The following is a 21,672-nucleotide window of genomic DNA, read 5'->3' on the forward strand; positions in this document are numbered from 1 at the left end:
AGCCAGCCGGTTTGCTGTTCTGTCAAGCCTGCCGTGCGAACTTTCCCTCAGCCGGGAAAGTTCGCACCCAGGGCCATCTGCGGTAAAATCGCAGCATGTCCTATCAAGTCCTCGCCCGCAAATACCGCCCCAAGAATTTCGACACGCTGGTTGGCCAAGAGCACGTTGTGCGCGCGCTCACGCATGCGCTCGACACTGGGCGCCTGCACCATGCCTATCTGTTCACGGGCACCCGTGGCGTCGGCAAGACGACGCTCTCGCGTATCCTTGCCAAGTCGCTCAACTGCATCGGCCCTGACGGGACGGGCGGCATCACGGCCCAGCCCTGCGGTGCCTGCGAAGCCTGCCGCGCGATCGACGCCGGCCGCTTCGTCGACTATATAGAGATGGACGCCGCCTCGAACCGCGGCGTCGACGAGATGGCCCAGCTGCTCGAGCAGGCCGTGTATGCACCGAGCAATGCACGCTTCAAGGTCTACATGATCGACGAGGTGCACATGCTGACCAACCACGCGTTCAACTCGATGCTCAAAACGCTCGAGGAGCCGCCCGAGCACGTCAAGTTCATCCTCGCCACCACCGACCCGCAAAAGATCCCGGTCACGGTGCTGTCGCGCTGCCTCCAGTTTAACCTGAAGCAAATGCCGCCCGGTCACATCGTCGGCCACCTGGAAAACATCCTGGGCCAGGAAGAAGTCACGTTCGAACAGCCTGCCCTGCGCCTGCTGGCCCAGGGCGCGCACGGCTCGATGCGCGACGCGCTCTCGCTGACCGACCAGGCCATCGCCTATGCGGCCGGCGCGGTCACGCTGGAAGCGGTGCAGGGCATGCTCGGCGCGCTCGACCAGTCCTACCTGGTGCGCCTGCTCGATGCGCTGGCGCTTGAAAATGGCGCCGACTTGCTGGCCGTGGCCGACGAGATGGCCAGCCGCAGCCTGTCGTACAACGGCGCGCTGCAGGACCTCGGTACCTTGCTGCACCGGATCGCGCTGGCGCAATCGGTGCCAAACGCGGTGCCGCAGGATCTGCCTGAGCTTGGCGACATCCTGCGCCTGGCCGGGTCCTTCGATCCGCAGGAAGTGCAGTTGTTTTACCAGATCGCCGTCCACGGCCGTAACGAGATCGGCCTGGCGCCGGACGAGTACGCCGGTTTCACCATGACCCTGCTGCGCATGCTGGCGTTTCGCCCGGGGCAGGGCGGCGCCGAGCGCGTCGCCGCGCCTGCGGCCGCCGCGCCGCGCAGTAGTGCGCCGGCTGCGCGTCCCGCGTCGGCTGCCGCGTCGGTTAGCGCGGCCAGTCATACCAGCGCTGCACCGGTGCGTCCGGCTCCCCCGGCCCCGGCAGCGCCCGCCGCCGCCGCGCCCGTGCCCGCCAATCCCGCGCCCGCCAATCCCGCGCCAGCCATGAATTCCGCCCGCGCCGCGATCAATGCGGCGCTCGAAGCTGCACGCGCGGCCTCAGGGCAGCGTGCACCGGCCAAGCGGCCCGGCGCCGATGCCTCCGCCGGTTCGCCGGCGTCGGCGGCTCCTCCCGCATCGGTACGTCCCATCAACGTCGGCCCGGGTGCCGCACCGTCCGCCCCTTCCGGATCACGCATCGCGGCGCCGGGCGCGCCTGCCGCCCCGGCTGCCGTGCAGCAGCAGGGCGGCACGCCGCCCTGGGACCAACCGGGCGCGCAGGCCCAGGCACGCGAGCAGCCGCAGGCCCGTGGCCCGGCCGGGAACGCGGCGGCCGAGGACGAGCCGCCATCCTGGGCCACCGATTTTTCCGACAATACCGCTGTCGCCAACGAAGCCGCCCCGGCAGCCGTCACCGCGCCGGTGAGCGCCCCGGTCGCCGCACGTGCGCCGGCCAGGCCGGCGCATGAATACGTCGTCACGCCGGTCCCGGGCCTTGACTGGGACGGCAACTGGCCGGCGCTGGCGGCGACCTTGCCGCTGCGTGGCGTGTCGCAGCAGCTGGCCTTGCAGACCGAACTGATCGACTGCCATGCCGACGCAGATGCCGATGCCGGTTCCGCCGTGTTCCGCCTGCGCGTGCCGGTCGATACGCTGCGCGCCAGCGGCAACAGCGAAAAGCTGCAGGCGGCTTTGCAGGATATCTTTGCCGGCAAACGCATCACCGTCGAGACCGAAATCGGTCCGGTCTGGTACACGGCCAGCGCCGAGGCCAAAGCCGCGCGCGAAGAGCGCCAGCGCCTGGCCGAGGCGATCGTCGCCGGCGACCCGTTCGTCCAGGAGATGGAGCGCGTGCTGGGCGCGTTTGTCGTGCCCGGCTCGGTGCGCCCACCGGTCTGACCACCCCCTTTCAACCGATTTATTGGAGAACCACACCATGATGAAAAACCAGCTCGCAGGCTTGATGAAACAGGCGCAAGCCATGCAGGACAACATGAAGAAGGCGCAGGATCAGTTGGCCCTCATCGAAGTCGAAGGCCAGTCGGGCGCCGGCCTGGTGAAGGTCACGATGACCTGCAAGAACGACGTCAAGCGCGTGCAGATCGATCCGTCGCTGCTGGCCGAGGACAAGGACATGCTGGAAGACCTGGTCGCCGCCGCCTTCAACGACGCCGTGCGCAAGGCCGAAGCGACTTCCGCCGAAAAAATGAGCGGACTGACCGCCGGCATGCCGGGCCTGCCGCCTGGCTTCAAGATGCCGTTCTGATGCACGCGAGTGCGCGGGGCCACGCCTGATATGTCCAAGTCGCTCGACTTCCTGACCGAGGCGCTGCGCCGCCTGCCAGGCATTGGCCCGAAATCGGCCCAGCGCATGGCCTTTCACCTGCTCCAGCACGACCGCGAGGGCGCCGCCATGCTCTCGCGCGCGCTGTACCAGGCGGTCGACTCGGTGCATCACTGCGCCCTGTGCAATACCTTTGCCGACACCGAAGTGTGCGAGATGTGTTCCGACGAGGCGCGCGACCGCAGCTTGCTGTGCATCGTCGAAACCCCGGCCGACCAGATCATGATCGAGCAGACCCTGACCTGGAAGGGCCTGTATTTCGTACTGATGGGACGCTTGTCGCCGCTCGACGGTATCGGTCCGAAGGACCTGCACCTCGACAAGCTCGTGGGCCGCGCGGCCGATGGCGTCGTCGTCGAGGTGGTGCTTGCCACCAATTTCACCAACGAGGGCGAAGCGACCGCCCACTACATCAGCGAGATGCTCAAGGCGCGCGGGCTGAAGGTCAGCCGCCTGGCGCGTGGGGTGCCCGTCGGTGGCGAGCTCGAGTATGTCGATGCAGGCACGATAGCGCGCGCCATGCTGGATCGCCGCAGTGCATAATCTTCTGACAAGAACCCGATAGCCCGCGACGGCGGTGGCCGTTTGCGTGCGCGCAATCCGCATCAAAAGTCCGCTGCTATCGTGGGTTGAACTACAGCGGACCTGCAAGCATGCACCTCGTCGATATTACGATGTTCTACGCCACCGAAGGCAATGGGGTGAGCACCTACCTGAATGCGAAGGCACGCTGGCTTGCACAGCATGGTCGCGTCCAGCACACCATCCTCAGCCCGAACGTCGACAGCGGCGGCGCAGCACCTGCCCTGGTACGCGTGCCTGCCGTGGCGCTGCCTGGCATCAACGGCTTTCGCATGCCCACCTCGGTGCGTGCACCTGCGCGCCTGCTGCGCCAGGCCGAACCCGACCTGATCGAGGCCGGCGACGCCGGCCACAGCGCCTGGGCCGCCCTGCGCTTGCGGCGCCGGCTTGGCGTGCCGGCGATCGCCTTCTACCATTCGGACCTGCCGCGCCTGGTGCGCCCGCGCTTCGGCCAGGCGGCCGAAGGCGTCACCTGCAAATACCTGTCCCACCTGTACCGCCAGTTCGACCTCGTGCTCGCGCCCAGTCGCACCATGGTCGAACAACTGCACGAGATGGGCGTGCCGGACGCGCGCCACCAGCCGCTCGGGATCGACAGCAGCATGTTTCACCCGTCGCGCCGGGTCGAGACGCTGCGCGCCCACCTGCGCCTGCCCGAGAATGCGCGCCTGCTGGTATACGCGGGGCGCTTCACGCACGAGAAAAAACTGCCGATCCTGATCGAAGCCGTGCGCAAACTCGGCCGGCCCTATCACCTGCTCATGGTCGGCGACGGTCTCGCGCTGCCACGCTATCCGCAGATCACCTATGTCCCGTTCAAACGCAACCAGCGCCACCTGGCGCGCCTGCTGGCCAGTTGCGACATGCTGGTGCATCCCGGAGACTGCGAAACCTTCGGCCTGATCGTGCTGGAGGCCATGGCCTGCGGCCTGCCGGTGGTGGCGACGACGCAGGGCGGGGTGGCCGAGCTGGTCGACGAACACACGGGCATCCTGGCGCAGCCGAACTGCGTCGACAGCCTGGCCGGCGCCATCGAGGCCATCTACGAGCGCGACCTCGGCCTGGTGGGCGCCAACGCGCGCCGCAAGGCGGCCGAGTATTACGACTGGAACGAGATCCTGCCGCAGGTGATGCGGCGCTACCAGGGCGTGCTTGGCACGCGCGGCCAGGATGAACTTGGGACGAGGAGCATCTGTGTCACCGACTGAAGCGCATTCCGCCCTGGCCGAGCCGTCCATGCTGTGCGTGTCGATCCATGACGTCGCGCCCTGCACCTGGGACGAATGCGCGCGTCTGGCGCGGGCCATGCGCCAGGCGGCCGACATCCGCCTGACCTGGCTGGTGGTGCCGCGCTACCACGGGCGCCCAGGTAACGAGCGCGACGAGCGTGCCATGCGCGCCGGCCTGGACGCGGCGCTGGCGCGCGGCGACGAACTGGCCCTGCATGGGTACACCCATCTCGATACGGGGGAGCGGACGGTCAGCTTGCGCCAGCGCTTCCTGCGCGGCGTCTACACCCAGCGCGAAGGCGAATTCGCGGCGCTGGCAGCCGAAGAGGCGCGTGAGCGCATCGCGCTGGGCCTCGAATGGTTCCGACAGCGCGACTGGCCGGTCTCGGGCTTCGTGCCGCCGGCGTGGCTACTGGGGGAGGCGTCGTGGCGCGTGCTGCCCGAGTTCGCGTTTTCCTACACCACGACGTTCGCGCGCTTTCATTTGCTGCGCCAGGGACGATCGGTGCTCGCGCCCTCGCTCGTCTATACCGCGCGCAACATTGCCGGGCGGGCGCTGTCGCCGCTTGCCGCCAGCCTGGCCGCGCGCTGCATGGCGCAGGCGCCGCTGATGCGCTTCAGCCTGCATCCGCCTGACGTGCGCCACCCGCGCCTGGTCGCGCATGCACAGCGCCTGGTCGAGCGCGTGCTGGCTACGCGCGAGGCCATCACGAAAGCCGAGTGCGCGCGGCGCTTGCTGGCGCTGTCGCCGGTGCCTTAGCCGTCGGCCCCGCACAGTGGCGTAAGGTAGGGGACTGCGAGCCACCCTACGTCAGCTCGGCGTTTCCAGCTTCGGTGGCGGCGACTTACCAGCCCCGCCCCCAGAACCCGCTACCCCAGTGACGTCCGCCCCAGGGCCCGCCATACCCGGCGTGGCTTCCATAGCGCTGCACCTCGTCCTTCGTGCTCAGGCTGATGATGCAGCTGCGCCATTGATCGGTTTGTTGGGCATAGCCGAGGCGGTCGCAGGCCGGCCCGTAGACGGCGATCATTTCCGTCATCTCCGCCTGCTTGCGCGCCGCGCGTTCTTGCGGAGTGGCGCAGGCGCTCAGCAGCAGTGCCGCCGCCAGTACGATGGTTGTACGCATTGCGAACTCCTTTGCGGTGAATATCACTGGTTTCGAGCTTAGCGCAAGAAGCAGAACATTGCTCGATCTGATCCAATCGGACACGCCCCCTCAGGCCGCCATGCGACACGGATGAAACCATGCAACCGGCTTTCCCTGGTGTGGTTTTTCAGGCAAGATTATCCGGATAAAGAACAATAACAGGGGGAGCGATGCGGCCGCGCAGCTGGAAAACCTGGACCCGGCGTCTGGTACTGGTCCTTCTGACGCTCGCCCTGTTCGCCGCGCTGGGCGCCTGGCTCCTGCTGCGCGCCAGCCTGGCGCAGTTGGACGGAAAGCGCACCGCTGCCGCGCTGGCCGCGCCCGTCACGATCGCGCGCGACGTCGCGGGCGTACCCTCCATCAGCGGTGCCAACCGGCTTGACCTCGCCTACGCCACCGGTTTCGTGCACGCCCAGGAGCGCTACTTCCAGATGGACTTGCTGCGCCGCACCGCCGGCGGCGAGCTGGCCGAGCTGTTCGGTCCGCGCGCCTTGCCGCTCGACCGTGCGCGCCGCCTGCACCGCTTCCGCGCCCGGGCTGCACGCGTCCTGGCGGCGCTGCCGGGCGCGGACCGTGCCTTCATCGACAGGTATGTCGCCGGGGTCAACCACGGCCTCGACGCGCTCGGTGCGCGGCCCTTCGAATACCTGTTGACGGGCACCATGCCGGCACCCTGGCGCGCCGAGGATTCGCTGCTGGCGGTGTGGGCGATGTTCATCGACCTGCAGGGCAGCCAGGAGCCGCGCGAACTGGCGCGCGGCTGGCTGCGCTCTCACAGCGATGCGGCGCAGTTGGCCTTCCTGCTTCCGCAGGCATCGCGCTGGGACGCGCCGCTGGACGGCATGGCCGCGCCGCCCGATGCGCCGCTGCCGGCCTCGGCGCCAGGCTGGTGGGGCAGCGTGCCCGCGCGGCCAGCGCCGATTGCCATGCTCGAACGCGGCGACATGGTCGGCAGTAATAACTATGCGATCGCAGGCAGCCGCAGCGCGACCGGCGCCGCGATCGTCGCCGACGATATGCACCTCGGATTGCAGCTGCCGAACATCTGGTACCGGCTGGCCTTGCGCTATCCGGACGGGCAGGGCGGCACGCTGCGCCTGGTCGGGGTCACGCTGCCCGGCGCGCCGCCGCTGGTGATTGCCGGCAGCAACGGCAACGTCGCCTGGGGTTTTACCAACAGCTATGGCGATTATCTGGACCTGGTCGAAGTCCAGTTCGACCCCCGACGGCCGGGCGAGGTGCGCACCCCGAAGGGATGGGAGCGCCCCGCCGAGCATGTCGAAACGATCGCGGTGAAGGGCGGGCCGGCACAGCGGCTGGTGGTGCGCGAGAGCGGCTTCGGTCCGCTGCGCGAGGTGGGCGGCAAGAGCTGGGCGCTGCACTGGGTCGCGCACGATCCGGGCGCGCTGAACCTGAATCATTTGCGGCTGGAGCAGGCCCGAACGGTCGAGGCGGCGCTGGCCATTGCCGCCATCGACGGCATCCCGGCCCAGAATTTCATTGCCGGAGACGCTGCCGGGAATATCGGCTGGACGATTGCCGGGCGCCTGCCGCGGCGGGACAGTCCGGGTAGCGAGGCGAGTTTTCCGTTGCAGGCTGGCGCCGCACACCCCACCTGGAACGGCCTGCTCGCGCCCGAACAGTATCCGCGTGTCGTCAATCCGCCCGACGGCCAGCTGTCGAGCGCCAACAGCCGCCAGCTGCTCGGCTCCGGCAGCGCACTGTTGGGCGATGGCGGCTTCGATCTCGGCGCCCGCAGCAGCCAGCTGCGCGACCGCCTGCGCCGGCTGGGTCCCCGCACCGACGAGGCGGGCGCCTTTGCGGTGGCGCTGGACGACCGCGCGCTCTTCATCGCCGGCTGGCGCGAGCGGGCACTGGGTGTGCTAGACAAGGCGAGCGTGGCGCAGCAGCCGCGCCGCGCCGTCTTCCGGCGTTTGCTCGCGACCAGCTGGAACGGCCGCGCCGATGTCGAGTCGGTCGGCTACCGGCTGGCGCGCGACTTCATGTGGGCGCTGCACGACCTGCTGTTCGCCGGCGCCAACGCGCACATGGCGGCGCTCGACCCGAAGGCGACGATGGCGCTGGCGAACCCGCGCTGGCCGGCGGTGCTGGCGCGTCTCCTCGACGAACAACCCGCAGGCTGGTTGCCGCCGGGGCAGCGCAGCTGGCGCGAGGTGCAGCTGGCGGCGGTCGACCGGGTGATCGCCGAGTTGGAACGCGAGGGTGTGCCAATCGAGAAGGCCACCTGGGGTGCGCGCAACACGGCTGCGTTTGCCCATCCGATCGCCCTGGCGATGCCCGCGCTGAAAGCCTGGCTCGGCGTACCGCCCGACCAGCTGGCCGGCGACGCCCACATGCCGCGCGTGGCCGGCCCGAAGTTCGGTCAATCGGAACGGATGACGGTGTCGCCGGGACGTGAGGAGGCAGGGCTCTACAACATGCCGGGCGGGCAAAGCGGCCATCCGCTATCGCCATATTTCCTGCATGGGCATGCCGACTGGGTGCGGGGCCGGCCGCTGCCGCTGCTGCCGGGGCCGGCCCGGCATACGCTGACGCTAGCGCCGGCGCGCTGAACCTTCGGACGAGGCCGGATGGTTCAGGAGGCCGGCAAGATCAGGCGCATCGGGCCCAGCATCTCGGTGATTGCGTCGGCGCTCGACGGGTGGCCAAGGAAGAAGCCCTGCACCAGGTCGCAGCCGTACTGCTCGAGCATGGTCAGCTGTTCGTCGGTCTCGACCCCTTCGGCGACGACCGCCATTTTCAGGCCATGGGCCATCGCGATGATGGCGCGCGTGATCGCCGCATTTTCCGAGTCCTGCGGCAGGCCGCAAATGAAGCTGCGGTCGATCTTCAAGGCGCGCACGTCGAATCGCTTCAGGTAATTCATCGACGAGTAGCCGGTACCGAAGTCGTCGATCGACAGGTAGACGCCGATGCCGCGCAGCTGCTCGAGGGTGACCATGGTCGCCTTGGCATCGTCCATCAGCGTGCCTTCGGTGAGTTCGAGTTCCAGCAGCTTCGGGTCGAGCCCCGTTTCATCGAGCGCGGAAAGCACGATCTGCGACAGGTTTTCGTCCTTGAACTGCTTGGCCGACAGGTTCACCGCCATGCGCACCGAGCGGTGCAGGGCCCGCTGCCAGGCGCGCGCCTGATTGCAGGCGGTGCGCAGCACCCATTCGCCGATTGGCACGATCAGGCCCGTTTCCTCTGCCAGCGGGATGAATTCGGTCGGCGAGATGATGCCGCGCTCGGGATGGCGCCAGCGTACCAGCGCCTCGACGCCGACGATTTCCAGGGTGCGCACATCGAGCTGCGGCTGGTACAGCAGGTACAGTTCGTTGTTCTGCAAGGCGCGGCGCAATCCGACTTCGAGCTTCACATGGCTCATGATCTGCATGGTCAGCGAAGAGCTGTACAGCTTGGCGTTGTTCTTGCCGCAGTTCTTGGCGTGGTACATGGCTGTGTCGGCGAATTTGAGCAGCGAATTGCAATCGTCGCCATCCTCCGGAAACAGCGAGATGCCGATGCTGGCGGTGACAAAAATCTCGTTGCCGTCGATGAGGAAGGGGCGGCGCATCGCTTCCTTGACCCGGTGTGCGACATTGAGTGCATGCTCGACCCGCTCCAGGTCGGGAATCAGGATCGTGAACTCGTCGCCGCCCAGGCGCGCCAGGTTGGTGGTGGAGGTAGCGGGTTCGGCTAGCGCGAGGGCGTCCGGAAGGGCTTCGCTGCGTGACACCAGGTCGCTCGGACGGATCGTCTCGCGCAGGCGTTCGGAAACGATTTTCAGCAGATGGTCGCCGACGTTATGCCCGAGTGTGTCGTTGATGCGCTTGAAGGCATCGAGGTCCATGAACAGCACGGCGAACTTTTTATTGCCGACTTTCGAACGCTGCAGCTCGCGCTCGAGCGTCTCCAGGAATGCCTGGCGGTTCGGGATGCCGGTCAGGCTGTCGCAATAGGCCAGGCGCCGGATCTGCTCTTCGCTGCGTTTGCGCTCGCTGATGTCGCGCACCAGGCCCAGCACTTCGGACGGACCGGTAGCCACCAGGCGCGCCTCGAAATGCTGGGTCGCGCCGAAGCGCAGCAGCTCGTATTCGATCGAGCAGATTTGCTGCGTGCGCAGCACCTCGATGAGGTGCTCCATGATGCGCGCGGCGATATCGCGTGGCAGCACTTCGTTGATGTGGCGGCCCACGCAGCGCTCGCTGGTGAAGGGTACGGCGCCATCGCGCTCGCGGCTCGGGAAGCCGCGCCCCGGTTCGTAATCGAGATAGAAGCCGTCGCGGTTCATGCGAAAGAAGGTGTCGGGAATGGCGGCCAGCACGGCGCGATTCTGGGCGTCGGCGATGCGCAGGCGCGCGATGGCGTCGCTGGCGCGCAGCACGTACAGCACGCGGTGGCCGAGGATCGGCCAGTTGATCGGTTTCGACACGAAATCGGTGGCGCCGGCCTCGTAGGCGCTGGTCACGGCTTCGATGTCATCGCCGCCGGTGACCATCACGATCGGCACCGAAGCGCCGGGACCGTCGCTGCGGCGGATCGCGCGGCAGGCGGCAAAGCCGTCCAGGTGCGGCATCTCGACGTCCATCAGGATCAGGTCGGGCCTGCGCTCGCGCGCCAGCGCCAGCGCCTGGCGCCCGTCCTCGGCTTCGATGCCGTCCAGTCCGACCTGTTGCAACATCTCGAGCATCAGGAGGCGCATCACCGGATCGTCGTCGGCGACCAGCACGACACCGCGTTGTGGGGAAGGGGAGGCTGGCATCGTGTTTCCTTCTCTAGACGATCGTGGCATTCAGTGACTGCCGCACCGCCTGGAACTCTTCTTCCATGTCGGTCAGCAGGGAGGCCGCCCCCGTCACGCTGGCGGTGCGGCCCATTTGTTCGAGGTCCTTGCACAGGCGGGCCAGGGTCTCGGCGCCGACGTTGGCGCTGGCCGACTTCAGGCTGTGCGCGACCCGGCGCACGGTATCGGCGTCCTGCCCGCCGATGGCCCGGCGCAGTGTGCGCAGATGCTGGGGGACGTCGCCGACATAGGCCCGGACCACTTTCTGCACCAGCGCGTCGCCTCCATGCTCGCTAAGCGCGCGGATGTTTTCCAGCGCCCGGGCGTTGATGACGACGCGCTGGATCACTTCGCGCGCTTCCGGCGGCAGCGTCGGCGTGGCCTCGTCGTGGTGCACATTCGACGACAGGGGCAATGCGATCCAGCGTCCGATCACGCCGGCCAGTTCGGCCTGGCTGAAGGGTTTCGACAGGTAGTCGTCCATGCCGGCGGCGAGGCAGGCCTCGCGGTCGCCCTGCAGCGCGTTCGCGGTAATCGCAATGATGGGCAGCGTGCGCGGACGGCCTGCATCCTGCTCCTCGCTGCGGATCGCCGCAGTGGCGGCAAAACCGTCCATCACCGGCATCTGGCAATCCATCAGCACCGCCTCGAAAGTTTTGCTGCGCACGGCCTCCAACGCTTCGAGACCGTTGCGCGCCACCTGCGCCTGCAAGCCCAGGCTCTCGAGCATGGCCTTGGCCACTTCGACATTCACCGGGTTGTCCTCGGCCAGAAGCACGCGCCGTATGCGCGCCGTCCCTTCGCCGCGCGGCGTCTGTGGCGGCGGCAGGAACTGGGGGGCGGGCGCGGTGAGGCCGCGCGGACGGGTGCCGAGGCAGGCGAACAGGTCGGCCGCGCGTGCCGGCTCGATCAGCTGGTAAGCCACGCCGGCCTCGCGCCGCTGCACCGGGTCGGCCGCCAGGCGCTCGGGACTGAGCAGGATCAGGCGCGTCGGTCGCGTGAGCGGGTCGGCCTTGATGGTCGCGGCCAGCATCAGGCCGCTCGACTGGGTCAGTTCCATGTTGATGATGGCGGCGTCGAACGGCTGGCCGGCGCGCGCCCTGGTCGCCAGGCGGTCGAGCGCGGCGCGGCTGCTTTCCGCGCCCTCGCAGGCAAGGTCCCAGGCCGCCAGGTGGCGTTCGAGCGCGATGCGCGTGGTCTCGTCTTCGTCGACCACCAGCACGCGCATGCCGTCGAGGGTGTGCTGCTGTCCGCCGGGCGCGTCCGGATCGACGCGGCGCTTGTCGAAGCTGACGGTGAACCAGAACACCGAACCCTGCTTCGCGCCGTTGTCGACGCCGATCGCGCCTTTCATCAGTTCGACCAGCTGCTTGGAAATGGCCAGGCCCAGGCCCGTGCCCCCGAACTTGCGGGTGGTCGAATCGTCGGCCTGCGAAAAAGCCTCGAACAGGCGCCCGCGCGCCTCGCGCGAAATGCCGATGCCGGTGTCGATGACCTCGAAGCGCAGCATGACAGCCTGGCTGTCCTCGCTCGCCACGCGCACCCGCGCCTCGATCCGTCCCTGCTCGGTGAACTTGATCGCGTTGCCGAGCAAATTGGCCATGATCTGGCGCAACCGGTTCGGGTCGCCGCAGATCGCCACCGGGATGTCGTTGGCGATGTCGAAGTCGAGCGCGATGCCCTTGTTCTGGGCCTGCGGCGTGTAGACCGTGTGGATGTCTTCCAGCAGGTCCCACAGGTTGAAGTTGATGTATTCGATGGTGAGTTTACCGGCCTCGATTTTCGAGAAGTCGAGGATGTCGTTGATGATCACCAGGAGGTGCTCGCCCGAGCGCTTGACCAGGCGCGTGTAGTTGCGCTGCGCTTCGGTGAGCGCTGTCCCGAGCAGCATCTCGGTCATGCCCAGCACGCCGTTCATCGGGGTGCGGATCTCGTGGCTCATGGTGGCGAGGAAGGCGCTCTTCGCGCGGCTGGCCGCTTCGGCGGCGTTCTTGGCGCGCTCGAGCTGCTCGGTGCGCACCGACACCTGGCGTTCGAGCTCGTCGCGGTGCGTGGTCAAGGCGGCGCCGCGGCCCTCGATCTGGGCCAGCATGTCGTTGAAGCTGTCGATCAGGGTGCCCAGTTCGTCGCGGCGTGCGTGCGGCACGCGCAGCGTGTAGTTCTGGCTCTCCGACACCTGTTGCGCCGCTTGAATCAGCTTGGTCACCGGCTCGGTGATGCTGCGCGTGAAGCGCCGCGCCAGCACCATCGACACCAGCAGCGAGACACACATCGCGCCCGCGAGCACGCCGACGCTGCGCAGGATGTCGCGCCACATCGGCAGCAGGTCGAGTTCGATCACGAGCACGCCGACCTGGGCCGTGCCGCCGATCACGGGCCGGTACAGGCGCAGGCGCGGCGAGGTGAGCCTGCCCCCTTCAATGTTGGCCATCGCAAGCGTGTCCTCGTCGATGGCGTCGAGCTTCGGTGCCGGCGCCTCGCCGGCATGCGTGGGCGCACTATAGGTGGCGAACAGCTTGCCCTTGCGGTCGTACAGGGTGGCGCGCGAGATTTCGGGCTTGGCTTCGAGCGAGACGAGCAGGGTGAGCGCCAGGACGCGGTCGTTGAAGATGAGCGCGTCGGCACTGCTGGTGGCCACCACGCCGGCCAGCGAGGACAGGTGGTGGCCTTCGTTCTCGCGCTTGTTGACCACCGAGGCGACTGAAAAAGCCAGGAACACGCAGAGCAGCGCGGTGCCGGTCGAGAGCAGCGACATCATCGTCAGTTTTCGGTACAGGCTGGAACGCGCAAAGTTCGGCATGGAGGCGATGTGCAGGAGCGGCGTGGCGATACGGGCCGGCGCCAAGGGTGCGCGCATGCCCTCCTTGCAGAAATGAAAATTCCTGCAAGAAAAAATATAACGTGGGAGGGGAGGGGGGGGCTTTGCGTTGCCGCAAAGCAGGAAGGAAGGGGGGACTTACCCGGCGTGACAGCGCACGCCGGGCGCAAGTGTTCAAGCCGCCGATATTGCCTGCGGCATCAGATTAACAACAGCCCCCACTTCGCCCCGAGCCGTACCGCGCTTCCTGCCGCTCGCGGAAAAACTCCTCGTACGTCATCGCCGGCTTGTCCGGATGCTCGCGCTCCATGTGCGCCAGGTAGGTGTCGTACTCCGGCAGGCCGACCATCAGGCGCATGCTTTGCCCGAGATAGCGGCCGGCCTGGGCGAGGGTGGAGAACATTACGGCACCTGCGGCGTTGGTGCAGCGACGAACGGCGACTCTTTGACCGTCGGGCTGTTGTTGTTGCGCGCGTTGATCACCGTGCGGATGCCGTAGCACAGCACCGCGAGGACGACGACCATGAAGAAGCCGGCCAGCGCGGCGTCGACATAATCGTTGAAGATCACGCGCCGCATCTCGTCGAGCGACTTGGCCGGTGCCAGCACCTGGCCCTGGTCGAGCGCGGCCTGGAACTTCTGGGCGTGGGCGACGAAGCCGATCCGCACGTTTTCGTGGAAGATTTTTTGCCAGCCCGCCGTCAGGGTGCAGATCAGCAGCCAGATGGTCGGCACGACCGTGACCAGCGCGTATTTGCCGCGCTTCATCTTGAACAGCACGACAGTGCCCAGCATCAGCGCGATACCGGCCAGCATCTGGTTGGCGATGCCGAACAGCGGCCACAGGGTGTTGATGCCGCCCAGCGGATCGACCACGCCCTGGTACAGGAAATAACCCCAGGCCGCCACGCACAGGCCGGTTGCCAGCAGGTTGGCCGGCAGCGACTCGGTGCGTTTCAGCGACGGCACGAACGCGCCCAGCAAGTCCTGCAGCATGAAGCGGCCCGCACGGGTACCGGCATCGACCGCGGTCAGGATGAACAGCGCCTCGAACAGGATCGCGAAGTGGTACCAGAAGGCCATCATCGTCTTGCCGCCGATGACGTTCGACAGGATGTTCGCCATGCCGACCGCCAGGGTCGGGGCGCCGCCGGCGCGCGAGATGATGGTGTGCTCGCCCACGTCCTTGGCCATCTGGGTCAGCGCGTCCGGGGTGATCACGAAGCCCCAGCTCGAAACGGCCGCTGCGGCCGATTCCGCGGTGGTGCCGAGCAGGGCGGCCGGGGCATTCATCGCAAAATAAATGCCCGGGTCGATGGTCGAGGCAGCCACCAGGGCCATGATGGCGACGAACGATTCCATGAGCATCGCGCCATAGCCGATCAGGCGGGCGTGGCTTTCGTTTTCGATCATCTTCGGCGTGGTGCCGGACGCGATCAGCGCGTGAAAGCCGGACACCGCGCCGCAGGCGATCGTGATGAACAGGAAGGGGAACAGGTTGCCCGACCATACCGGGCCGGAGCCGTCGACGAAACGGGTCACGGCCGGCATCTGCATGTGCGGCGCGACCAGCAGGATGCCGATGGCCAGCGCGACGATGGTGCCGATCTTCAGGAAGGTCGACAGGTAGTCGCGCGGGGCCAGCAGCAACCATACCGGAATGACCGAGGCAACGAAGCCGTAGCCGATCAGCATCCAGGTCAGCTCGGTGCCGGTGAAGGTGAACATCGGGCCCAGGGTTGGCGACTCGTGCACCCACTGGCCGCCGATGATGGCGAGCATGAGCAGGATGAAGCCGATGAAGGAGATCTCGCCGATGCGGCCCACGCGCACGTAACGCGAATAGACACCCATGAACAGCGCGATCGGGATCGTCGCCATCACGGTGAAGCTGCCCCATGGCGAACCGGTCAGCGCTTTCACGACGATCAGCGCCAGCACCGCGAGGATGATGACCATGATCATGAAAGTACCAAACAGGGCGATGATGCCCGGGATCTCACCCATCTCGGATTTGATGAGGTCGCCCAGCGAGCGCCCGTCGCGCCGCATCGACATGAACAGGACGATGAAGTCCTGCACCGCGCCGGCGAACACGACGCCGGCGAGGATCCACATCATGCCCGGCAAATAACCCATCTGGGCCGCAAGCACGGGACCGACCAGGGGACCGGCGCCAGCGATGGCCGCGAAGTGGTGCCCGAACAACACATACTTGTTCGTCGGCACATAGTCGAGGCCGTCGTTGTATTTATAAGCAGGGGTCTGGCGGGTAGGGTCGAGCCCCATCACCTTGGTGGCAATGTAGAGGCTGTAAAAACGGTAGGCGATCAGGTAGACGCAGACGGCCGCCGCCACCACCCAGACGGCATTGATGGACTCGCCGCGGCGCAAGGCTACGTAGGCGAGCGCACCGGCGCCGAAGAGTGAGAGCGCCGCCCAGCCGAGTCGATTTCCAAGACTTTTCATGGTGGCTCCTTAGGTTTTCTCGTAAGGGTGCGGCGCATCCGTCGCACTGCTGGGAACGGCAGTGTGAAAGGACAGGAATCCGACCCGGTATCTTGCACTATCATGCAAAAAACAAGCGCGTGATTTTAACCGTGAGTGATAGCAATGGAGTTAGCAATTCGCTACGTATTATCACTTAGTAAAAGTATCCGCACGGAAACATCGACATTGCTTTTAGTCATCTGCTGGACTAATATTGTCGGACTACCTACTTCGAAGACGCCGATGGCTTTGCTGGACTTGAATGCCCTCCCGATGGTGCGCCTGCATCCTGTGGCGAACAGCCAGAACGAGTGGGTGGCGCTCCGAATGGACTTGAGGGCCGGCAGCGTGCCGGAAGGTGTGCCGGCGCTGTTCGGCGCGCCCGGCGTGCTGGCGGAGATTGCGCCCCTCGACTGCGTGCTGCAACTGGCCGACCCGGTCCAGCTCACGCCCAACTTGCTGACCTTGCTGCCGCCAAACCGGGTTGTGCTGGCTTTTGCCGTCGGCGCACTGGCCCAGGAGGGCACTGCGCAGCGTCTGGCGGCCTTGATCGACGCCGGCTACCGGCTGATGCTCGACGGCCCGCTGCCGCCAGGTGCGGCGCGTCCGGCACAGGTGCGTGCCGTGTCGCTCGATTGCAGCGCCGCCGCACCGCCCGCCGCCCGCCTGCCGGCGCCCTGCGGGCCGCACCTGGCGCATGGCGTCGACAGCGCGGCGCGCTTCAATGAATGCACGCGTGCCGGCTTCACCTGGTTCAGCGGCGACTATCCGCTGGCCATCGAGACCGGTGAGCGTGCGCAGGACGGCGCCTCGCGCCGGCGCATCCTCGGCCTGCTCGCCTTGTTGGCGACGGACGCCGATTCGCGCGAACTCGAACTCCTGCTCAAGCAGGACCCGGCGCTGTCGTATCACCTCCTGAAACTGGTCAACTCGGCAGCCTTTGCCGTCAACACCGCGATCACCGGCTATGCGCAGGCGATCGCGGTGCTCGGCCGGCGCCAGTTGCAGCGCTGGCTGCAGTTGCTGCTGTATGCGCGCAACGAAGCCGATGGTTTGCCGAACCTGCTGTTGCCCCTGGCGGCCTTGCGTGCCGCCCAATTGGAATTGCTGTGCAAGCGCGAAGGGGGCGAGCGCGACGCGCAGGACCTGGCCTTCATGACCGGCGCCTTCTCCCTGCTCGACCGCCTGCTCGGCATGCCGATGGCCGAGATCCTCGCCGAACTGCGCTTGCCCGAGCACGTGGCGGCTGCACTGCTGGAGCGCGAAGGCGTGCTGGGCCAGCGCTTGCTGATGACCGAGCGCGGTCCCGACGCGGCGGCCCTGGCGCGCGCGCGCGTCGATGCCGCCACATGGTGGGACAGCCAGCTGCATGCGTATCAATGGGCGATCCAGGTGGGCCGCAATGTCTGACGTCCTGGTTCTTCCTACCCACGATTTCGTGGCCTGCAGTGCGGCGCTGAGCCAGGCCGTGCTGCGCCTGCGCGGCGATGCGCTGTCAGAGGAACTCGGCCGCATCGTGCGCGCCCTGCTGGCCAGTCCCGAGGGGCGCTTCCTGGCGGTCGATCCGCTGAACCCCAACGGCGCCGAACCGTGCCGCGCGCCGCCCGGCAAGCTGGTGCACGAGATTCATACCGACGGCGCTTACTATGGCTGCTACGAGGTCGGCGGACGCGACTACGACGACGAAGACCGGCGCAAGCTGGCCGGTCTCGCCACCCTCACCGGCACGCTGCTGCAGGTGCATTCGCTGGCCCGGCGCGCGACCCACGCCTATGCCGGCATCGAAGCGCAACTGGCGCACCAGTCGCAGATCCTCGACCAGATCCACGAGTCGGTGCTCACGCTCGACCGGATGGGCTACATCACGAGCTGGAACGGCGGCGCCGAGCGCCTGTTCGGCTACTCGTCGCTCGAAGCGGTGGGGCAGAGCATCCTGTTCCTGTACGTCGACGAGGACGAGAACCTGCCCGACGCCTTCGCCGAAGGGGGCGGGCGCATGATGGAAGTCCAGCGCCGGAAAAAATCGGGCGAGATCTTCTGGGCCAGCCTGTCGCTGACGCCGCTGTGCGATCTGGAGGAGCGCCCGGTCGGCCTGATCGCCTACCTGACCGACATCACCGAGCGCAAGCTGGCCGAAGAGCGCCTGCACCACCTGGCCTATTACAACGAACTCACCAGCCTGCCGAACCGGACCCTCTTCACGCGCCTGGTCGACCAGGCGCTGACGGTCGTCCAGCGCAACGAGGCGACCGGCTGCGTGCTGTTCATCGACCTGAACCGTTTCAAACTGGTCAACGACACGCTGGGACGGCGCATCGGCGACGAACTGCTGCGCCAGGTCGCTGCGCGTTTTCGCGCCACGCTGCGCGAGGAAGACGTGGTCGCGCATTTGGCGGGCGACGAATTCGCGGTCGGCCTGTTCGACATCCGCCAGCACTTCGAGGCCACGACCGTGGCCCAGAAGCTGCAGTCTGCGCTCGACGCGCCCTTCCTGATCGAAGGCCACGACCTGCGCGTGGGTGCCAGCGTCGGCATCAGTGTCTTCCCGCAGGACGGGATCGAGGCCGACACTCTCCTGCGCAACGCCGACATCGCGATGGCGCGCGCAAAACAGGGTCATGCGAATCCTGACCACAGCGTTGCCTTCTACAGCCTGGACATGAACCAGGGCATGCACGAGCGCATGCGCATCGAGTCGGGCCTGCGCCACGCGCTCGGCCACGGCGAACTGCTGCTGTACTACCAGCCGAAATTCGAGATCGGCAGCAACCGCCTGATCGGCGCCGAAGCCCTGGTCCGTTGGGCCCATCCGGAGCGCGGCCTGGTGCCGCCGATCGACTTCATCCCGCTGGCCGAAACCACGGGCCTGATCGTGCAGGTCGGCGAATGGGTGCTGGAGCAGGCCTGCGCCCAGGCGGCGGTCTGGCAGCGTGCCGGCTTGCGCCCGTTCCGCCTCGCCGTCAACGTCTCCGCGCGCGAATTCACCGAGTCGCTGCCGACCCGCGTTGCCGCCACCCTGGCGCGCTACGAGCTCGATGGGTGCTGGCTCGAGCTGGAAATCACCGAGAGCACGCTGATGCACGACATCGACCGCGTGATCGGCATCATGGACCGGATCAATGCGCTGGGCGTGGCGCTGTCGCTCGACGACTTCGGCACCGGGTATTCGAGCCTGTCGTACCTGAAGCGCTTCCCGATCCATACCTTGAAGATCGACCGCTCGTTCACGACCGGCATTCCGCAGGACGCGAGCGATTGCGCGATCGCCAGCACCATCATCAGCATCGGCCGCCAGCTTGGGCATCGCGTGATTGCGGAAGGGGTCGAGACGCTCGAGCAGCTGGAATTCCTGCGCGCGTCGGGCTGCGACGAAGTGCAGGGCTACCTGTATGCGGCGCCACTGCCAGCGGCCAGGTTTGAGCAATGCCTGCGGGAGAACTGGTTGCTGGTGTAGGGTGGACGGGTCCCCGTCCACGCGTTGATACGCAAACTTTGAACTGCCGACGCCGCAACCTACCGATTGCCTGCCCCCAACAGAGTGATTTATGTATAATGCCGGACTTCAGGAAGCGTGGCCGAGTGGTTGAAGGCAGCAGTCTTGAAAACTGCCGACGGGGGAACCCGTTCGTGAGTTCGAATCTCACCGCTTCCGCCAATGATGTGTTTCATACCATCCCATCAAGTCCCATCAGCCCGCGTCCTCATAGTGAGAGCGCGGGTTTTTTGCTTCTTGACGTCTCATTCGCCACCTTGACATCCCTGTTTTTTGCATCCATATTTGCATCCACGGGCGCTGGGTCGCCAGGAGCGTGGATGCAAAATGCCGAAGCTAGCTCAACCACTTATAGACATCCAGATCAGGAACGCGAAGCCTAGGGACAAGCCCTACACGCTCGCCGACGGCGGGGGCATGTATCTCGAGGTCAAGCCGACCGGGGCGAAGGTCTGGCGGATGAGCTATCGCCAGCCCAATGGCAAAAATACCAGATTGACGTTTGGTAACTACCCGCAAGTGTCGCTCATGGAAGCACGCCAGTTGCGCATGGATGCACAGAAGAAGCGCATGGCCGGGATCGATCCCGCGCAAGCGAAGCGGATCGACAAGAAAATCAAAGCGGCGGCGAACGCCAACACGTTTGAGGCAATTGCCCGGGAATGGCACGCGAACAAGTCCGAGACCTGGAAAGAAAACACGGCCAAGGAGGCGATCAACCGCCTGCAAAACGATGTCTTCCCTTTGATAGGAAGCCGGCCAATCACTGAGGTAGATGCGCCGCTATTGCTCGACGTGTTGCGGCAAGTCGAGAAACGTGGCGCGGTGGACATGGCAGCCAGGTTGGGCCAGCTCTGCAGTCAGATTTTCCGCTTTGGCATTGCAAAAGGCGTAGTGAAATACAACCCTGTGCCGGACTTGCGCGGTGCACTGAAGCCACGAGCGAGAGGGCACCACGCCGCCATCGGAACCGACGAACTGCCGGTATTCTTGCAGGCCATGCAATTGAACGAGGCGGAGATGTTTTTGCCTACTCGCATCCTGATGCGCCTTATGCTGCTTGTGTTCGTTCGTACCAGCGAATTGGTGGAAACGCCTTGGACCGAAATTGACTTGCTGAACGAGACCTGGGTGATCCCATGGCAGCGCATGAAGATGGGCAAGAAGAAAGTCAATCCACGCAAACTTGATCATCACGTGAATCTACCCCGACAAGGGTGGGAGCTATTGCGTGAACTATACAGAATTACAGGCGGCGGCACCTACCTCTTCCCAAACCGCAACGACCATACGAAGCCAGCGTCCAACGGCGTCATTCTACAAGCGCTAAAACGGATGGGATACCGTGGAAGGCATACCGGACATGGATTTCGCTCACTGGCAATGGGCGTGATCAAGGCGAAGCTCGGCTACCGGCATGAAATCGTCAATCGACAACTTTCGCACGGGTCGGATGACGAATACGGCGAAGCCTACGACCGGGAACAATTCATTGATGAGCGGAAGAGAATGATGCAAGCCTACGCTGACTATATTGATCTCGTCGGGCGAGGAGCGAGCGTCAATGAGATCGCGCGCGTCAGCCTACATGTGACAGCGTTATGAGCTGTTTACAGTACCGCTATATCGTTAACTCGCTGTGCCGCGCAGATCACGTGGTCTCGGAAGACCGTGCTGGCCCTTTGCGAACCTCAGACTCCCAAGTGTTCAGGGTCTTCAAGACCGGTTACGCGTATAGTTGCAAGAATAGTCGTAACGAATTCTTCGCACGAGAGGCGAAGAGTGCGGATTTTTTTAGCGCGCCCACTGTATATTCCTTGTTGGAGTCACGCGCGGCAGTATCAGCCAAAACTAAGTGGTTACATATGGCTTCTTAGGTTCTCGAGCAAGAAAAAGATGACGCTGTTCTTGCGCGAAACAATTGAGTTTGCAAAAAGCATCATCCCAACAAGCAGTTCGGACAATTCGTTGATGTCGCCGATCTCGCCAAACTTCATTTCCAATTTGGACAAAAAGTCCACTAGCTCGCCTTGAGGAAAGTTAAAGTCCGGGATGACAAATCTTCTTGCGTCGATAAGTAAGATATTGGCTCTCGCTCGAAGCGCGTACTCCTCAGTAAGTAGGGCATATGAGGTGATTTGGCTGTTACTTATGACATGTGGAGACATGCGCCTCAGTGAGTGATGGATTGCATCTGATACTCGGATGATCGCTTTCGCAATTTCCTGCACGTTTTCCTCGGAGGAAAAAGCCTGAGACTTGGTATCCATAAATTTTCCTAAAACATCAAAAGGGTGCACAGTAGCTACAAAGTTCGTCGCCAAGATCATAACGTATATGGCGGAAGTTCGGCGTTTGAGAAAAGCCTGCAGGCACTGCGCGTA

At 65.5% G+C, this 21,672-nt stretch carries 15 protein-coding genes and 1 tRNA gene; 10 read left to right on the forward strand and 6 right to left on the reverse strand.

Annotation, left to right across the window (positions count from 1 at the left end; genetic code table 11):
* The first annotated feature begins 95 nt into the window (after window positions 1-95).
* From ACHAC9_RS12895 to ACHAC9_RS12915, 5 genes are all read left to right on the forward strand, one after another.
* Window positions 96-2,297 (forward strand): DNA polymerase III subunit gamma/tau, encoded by a 2,202-nt coding sequence (locus tag ACHAC9_RS12895; protein WP_435760401.1) that lies wholly within the window; start codon window positions 96-98, stop codon window positions 2,295-2,297.
* A gap of 37 nt (window positions 2,298-2,334) precedes the next feature.
* On the forward strand, window positions 2,335-2,664 hold the full coding sequence (locus ACHAC9_RS12900; RefSeq protein WP_435760402.1) for a YbaB/EbfC family nucleoid-associated protein: 330 nt from the start codon (window positions 2,335-2,337) through the stop codon (window positions 2,662-2,664).
* A 30-nt stretch (window positions 2,665-2,694) separates the two neighbouring features.
* Window positions 2,695-3,285 carry a recombination mediator RecR gene (gene recR / locus ACHAC9_RS12905; protein WP_435760403.1) on the forward strand — a complete coding sequence of 197 codons (591 nt, stop codon included), beginning with the start codon at window positions 2,695-2,697 and terminating at the stop codon, window positions 3,283-3,285.
* Window positions 3,286-3,395: 110 nt separating this feature from the next.
* Window positions 3,396-4,532, forward strand: a complete 1,137-nt coding sequence (locus ACHAC9_RS12910) for a glycosyltransferase family 4 protein (protein ID WP_435760404.1) — start codon at window positions 3,396-3,398, stop codon at window positions 4,530-4,532.
* Window positions 4,519-5,313 carry a DUF2334 domain-containing protein gene (locus tag ACHAC9_RS12915; RefSeq protein WP_435760405.1) on the forward strand — a complete coding sequence of 265 codons (795 nt, stop codon included), beginning with the start codon at window positions 4,519-4,521 and terminating at the stop codon, window positions 5,311-5,313. The genes ACHAC9_RS12910 and ACHAC9_RS12915 overlap by 14 nt, the downstream gene beginning before the upstream one ends.
* An 85-nt stretch (window positions 5,314-5,398) precedes the next feature.
* On the opposite strand, the gene ACHAC9_RS12920 is transcribed toward ACHAC9_RS12915, so the two are convergent.
* Complete coding sequence (locus ACHAC9_RS12920; RefSeq protein ID WP_435760406.1) at window positions 5,399-5,680, reverse strand: hypothetical protein; 282 nt, start codon at window positions 5,678-5,680, stop codon at window positions 5,399-5,401.
* Window positions 5,681-5,871: 191 nt separating this feature from the next.
* Here ACHAC9_RS12920 and ACHAC9_RS12925 point away from each other — a divergent pair, with 191 nt between their 5' ends.
* Window positions 5,872-8,274, forward strand: a complete 2,403-nt coding sequence (locus ACHAC9_RS12925) for a penicillin acylase family protein (protein ID WP_435760407.1) — start codon at window positions 5,872-5,874, stop codon at window positions 8,272-8,274.
* A 23-nt stretch (window positions 8,275-8,297) separates the two neighbouring features.
* Here ACHAC9_RS12925 and ACHAC9_RS12930 read toward each other — a convergent pair whose 3' ends face one another.
* From ACHAC9_RS12930 to ACHAC9_RS12945, 4 genes are all read right to left on the reverse strand, one after another.
* Window positions 8,298-10,466, reverse strand: coding sequence for a putative bifunctional diguanylate cyclase/phosphodiesterase (locus ACHAC9_RS12930; protein WP_435760408.1), 2,169 nt, complete (start codon window positions 10,464-10,466; stop codon window positions 8,298-8,300).
* Window positions 10,467-10,479: 13 nt separating this feature from the next.
* Window positions 10,480-13,344: a response regulator gene (locus ACHAC9_RS12935; RefSeq protein ID WP_435760409.1), complete on the reverse strand. Its 2,865-nt coding sequence runs from the start codon at window positions 13,342-13,344 to the stop codon at window positions 10,480-10,482.
* Window positions 13,345-13,510: 166 nt separating this feature from the next.
* Window positions 13,511-13,708 carry a YbdD/YjiX family protein gene (locus ACHAC9_RS12940; RefSeq protein ID WP_192054970.1) on the reverse strand — a complete coding sequence of 66 codons (198 nt, stop codon included), beginning with the start codon at window positions 13,706-13,708 and terminating at the stop codon, window positions 13,511-13,513.
* On the reverse strand, window positions 13,708-15,774 hold the full coding sequence (locus tag ACHAC9_RS12945; RefSeq protein ID WP_435760410.1) for a carbon starvation CstA family protein: 2,067 nt from the start codon (window positions 15,772-15,774) through the stop codon (window positions 13,708-13,710). Before ACHAC9_RS12945 ends, ACHAC9_RS12940 begins: the two co-directional genes overlap by 1 nt.
* Window positions 15,775-16,038: 264 nt before the next feature.
* Between ACHAC9_RS12945 and ACHAC9_RS12950 the strand changes: the two genes are divergently transcribed.
* The 4 genes from ACHAC9_RS12950 (at window position 16,039) to ACHAC9_RS12965 (ending at window position 20,893) form a co-directional block, all read left to right on the forward strand.
* On the forward strand, window positions 16,039-17,205 hold the full coding sequence (locus tag ACHAC9_RS12950; protein WP_435760411.1) for an HDOD domain-containing protein: 1,167 nt from the start codon (window positions 16,039-16,041) through the stop codon (window positions 17,203-17,205).
* Window positions 17,198-19,249 carry a putative bifunctional diguanylate cyclase/phosphodiesterase gene (locus tag ACHAC9_RS12955; protein ID WP_435760412.1) on the forward strand — a complete coding sequence of 684 codons (2,052 nt, stop codon included), beginning with the start codon at window positions 17,198-17,200 and terminating at the stop codon, window positions 19,247-19,249. Before ACHAC9_RS12950 ends, ACHAC9_RS12955 begins: the two co-directional genes overlap by 8 nt.
* 111 nt (window positions 19,250-19,360) lie before the next feature.
* Window positions 19,361-19,450, forward strand: a tRNA-Ser gene (locus tag ACHAC9_RS12960).
* Between the two features lie 165 nt (window positions 19,451-19,615).
* The gene (locus ACHAC9_RS12965; RefSeq protein WP_435760413.1) at window positions 19,616-20,893 is read left to right on the forward strand and encodes a tyrosine-type recombinase/integrase; all 1,278 of its coding nucleotides are present in this window, start codon (window positions 19,616-19,618) and stop codon (window positions 20,891-20,893) included.
* A gap of 254 nt (window positions 20,894-21,147) precedes the next feature.
* Here the strand turns inward: ACHAC9_RS12965 and ACHAC9_RS12970 are convergent, their stop codons facing one another.
* Window positions 21,148-21,558: a hypothetical protein gene (locus ACHAC9_RS12970; protein ID WP_435760414.1), complete on the reverse strand. Its 411-nt coding sequence runs from the start codon at window positions 21,556-21,558 to the stop codon at window positions 21,148-21,150.
* Window positions 21,559-21,672: the final 114 nt, after the last annotated feature.

This window comes from Massilia sp. CMS3.1, assembly GCF_051262535.1.
Classification (GTDB): domain Bacteria; phylum Pseudomonadota; class Gammaproteobacteria; order Burkholderiales; family Burkholderiaceae_D; genus Telluria.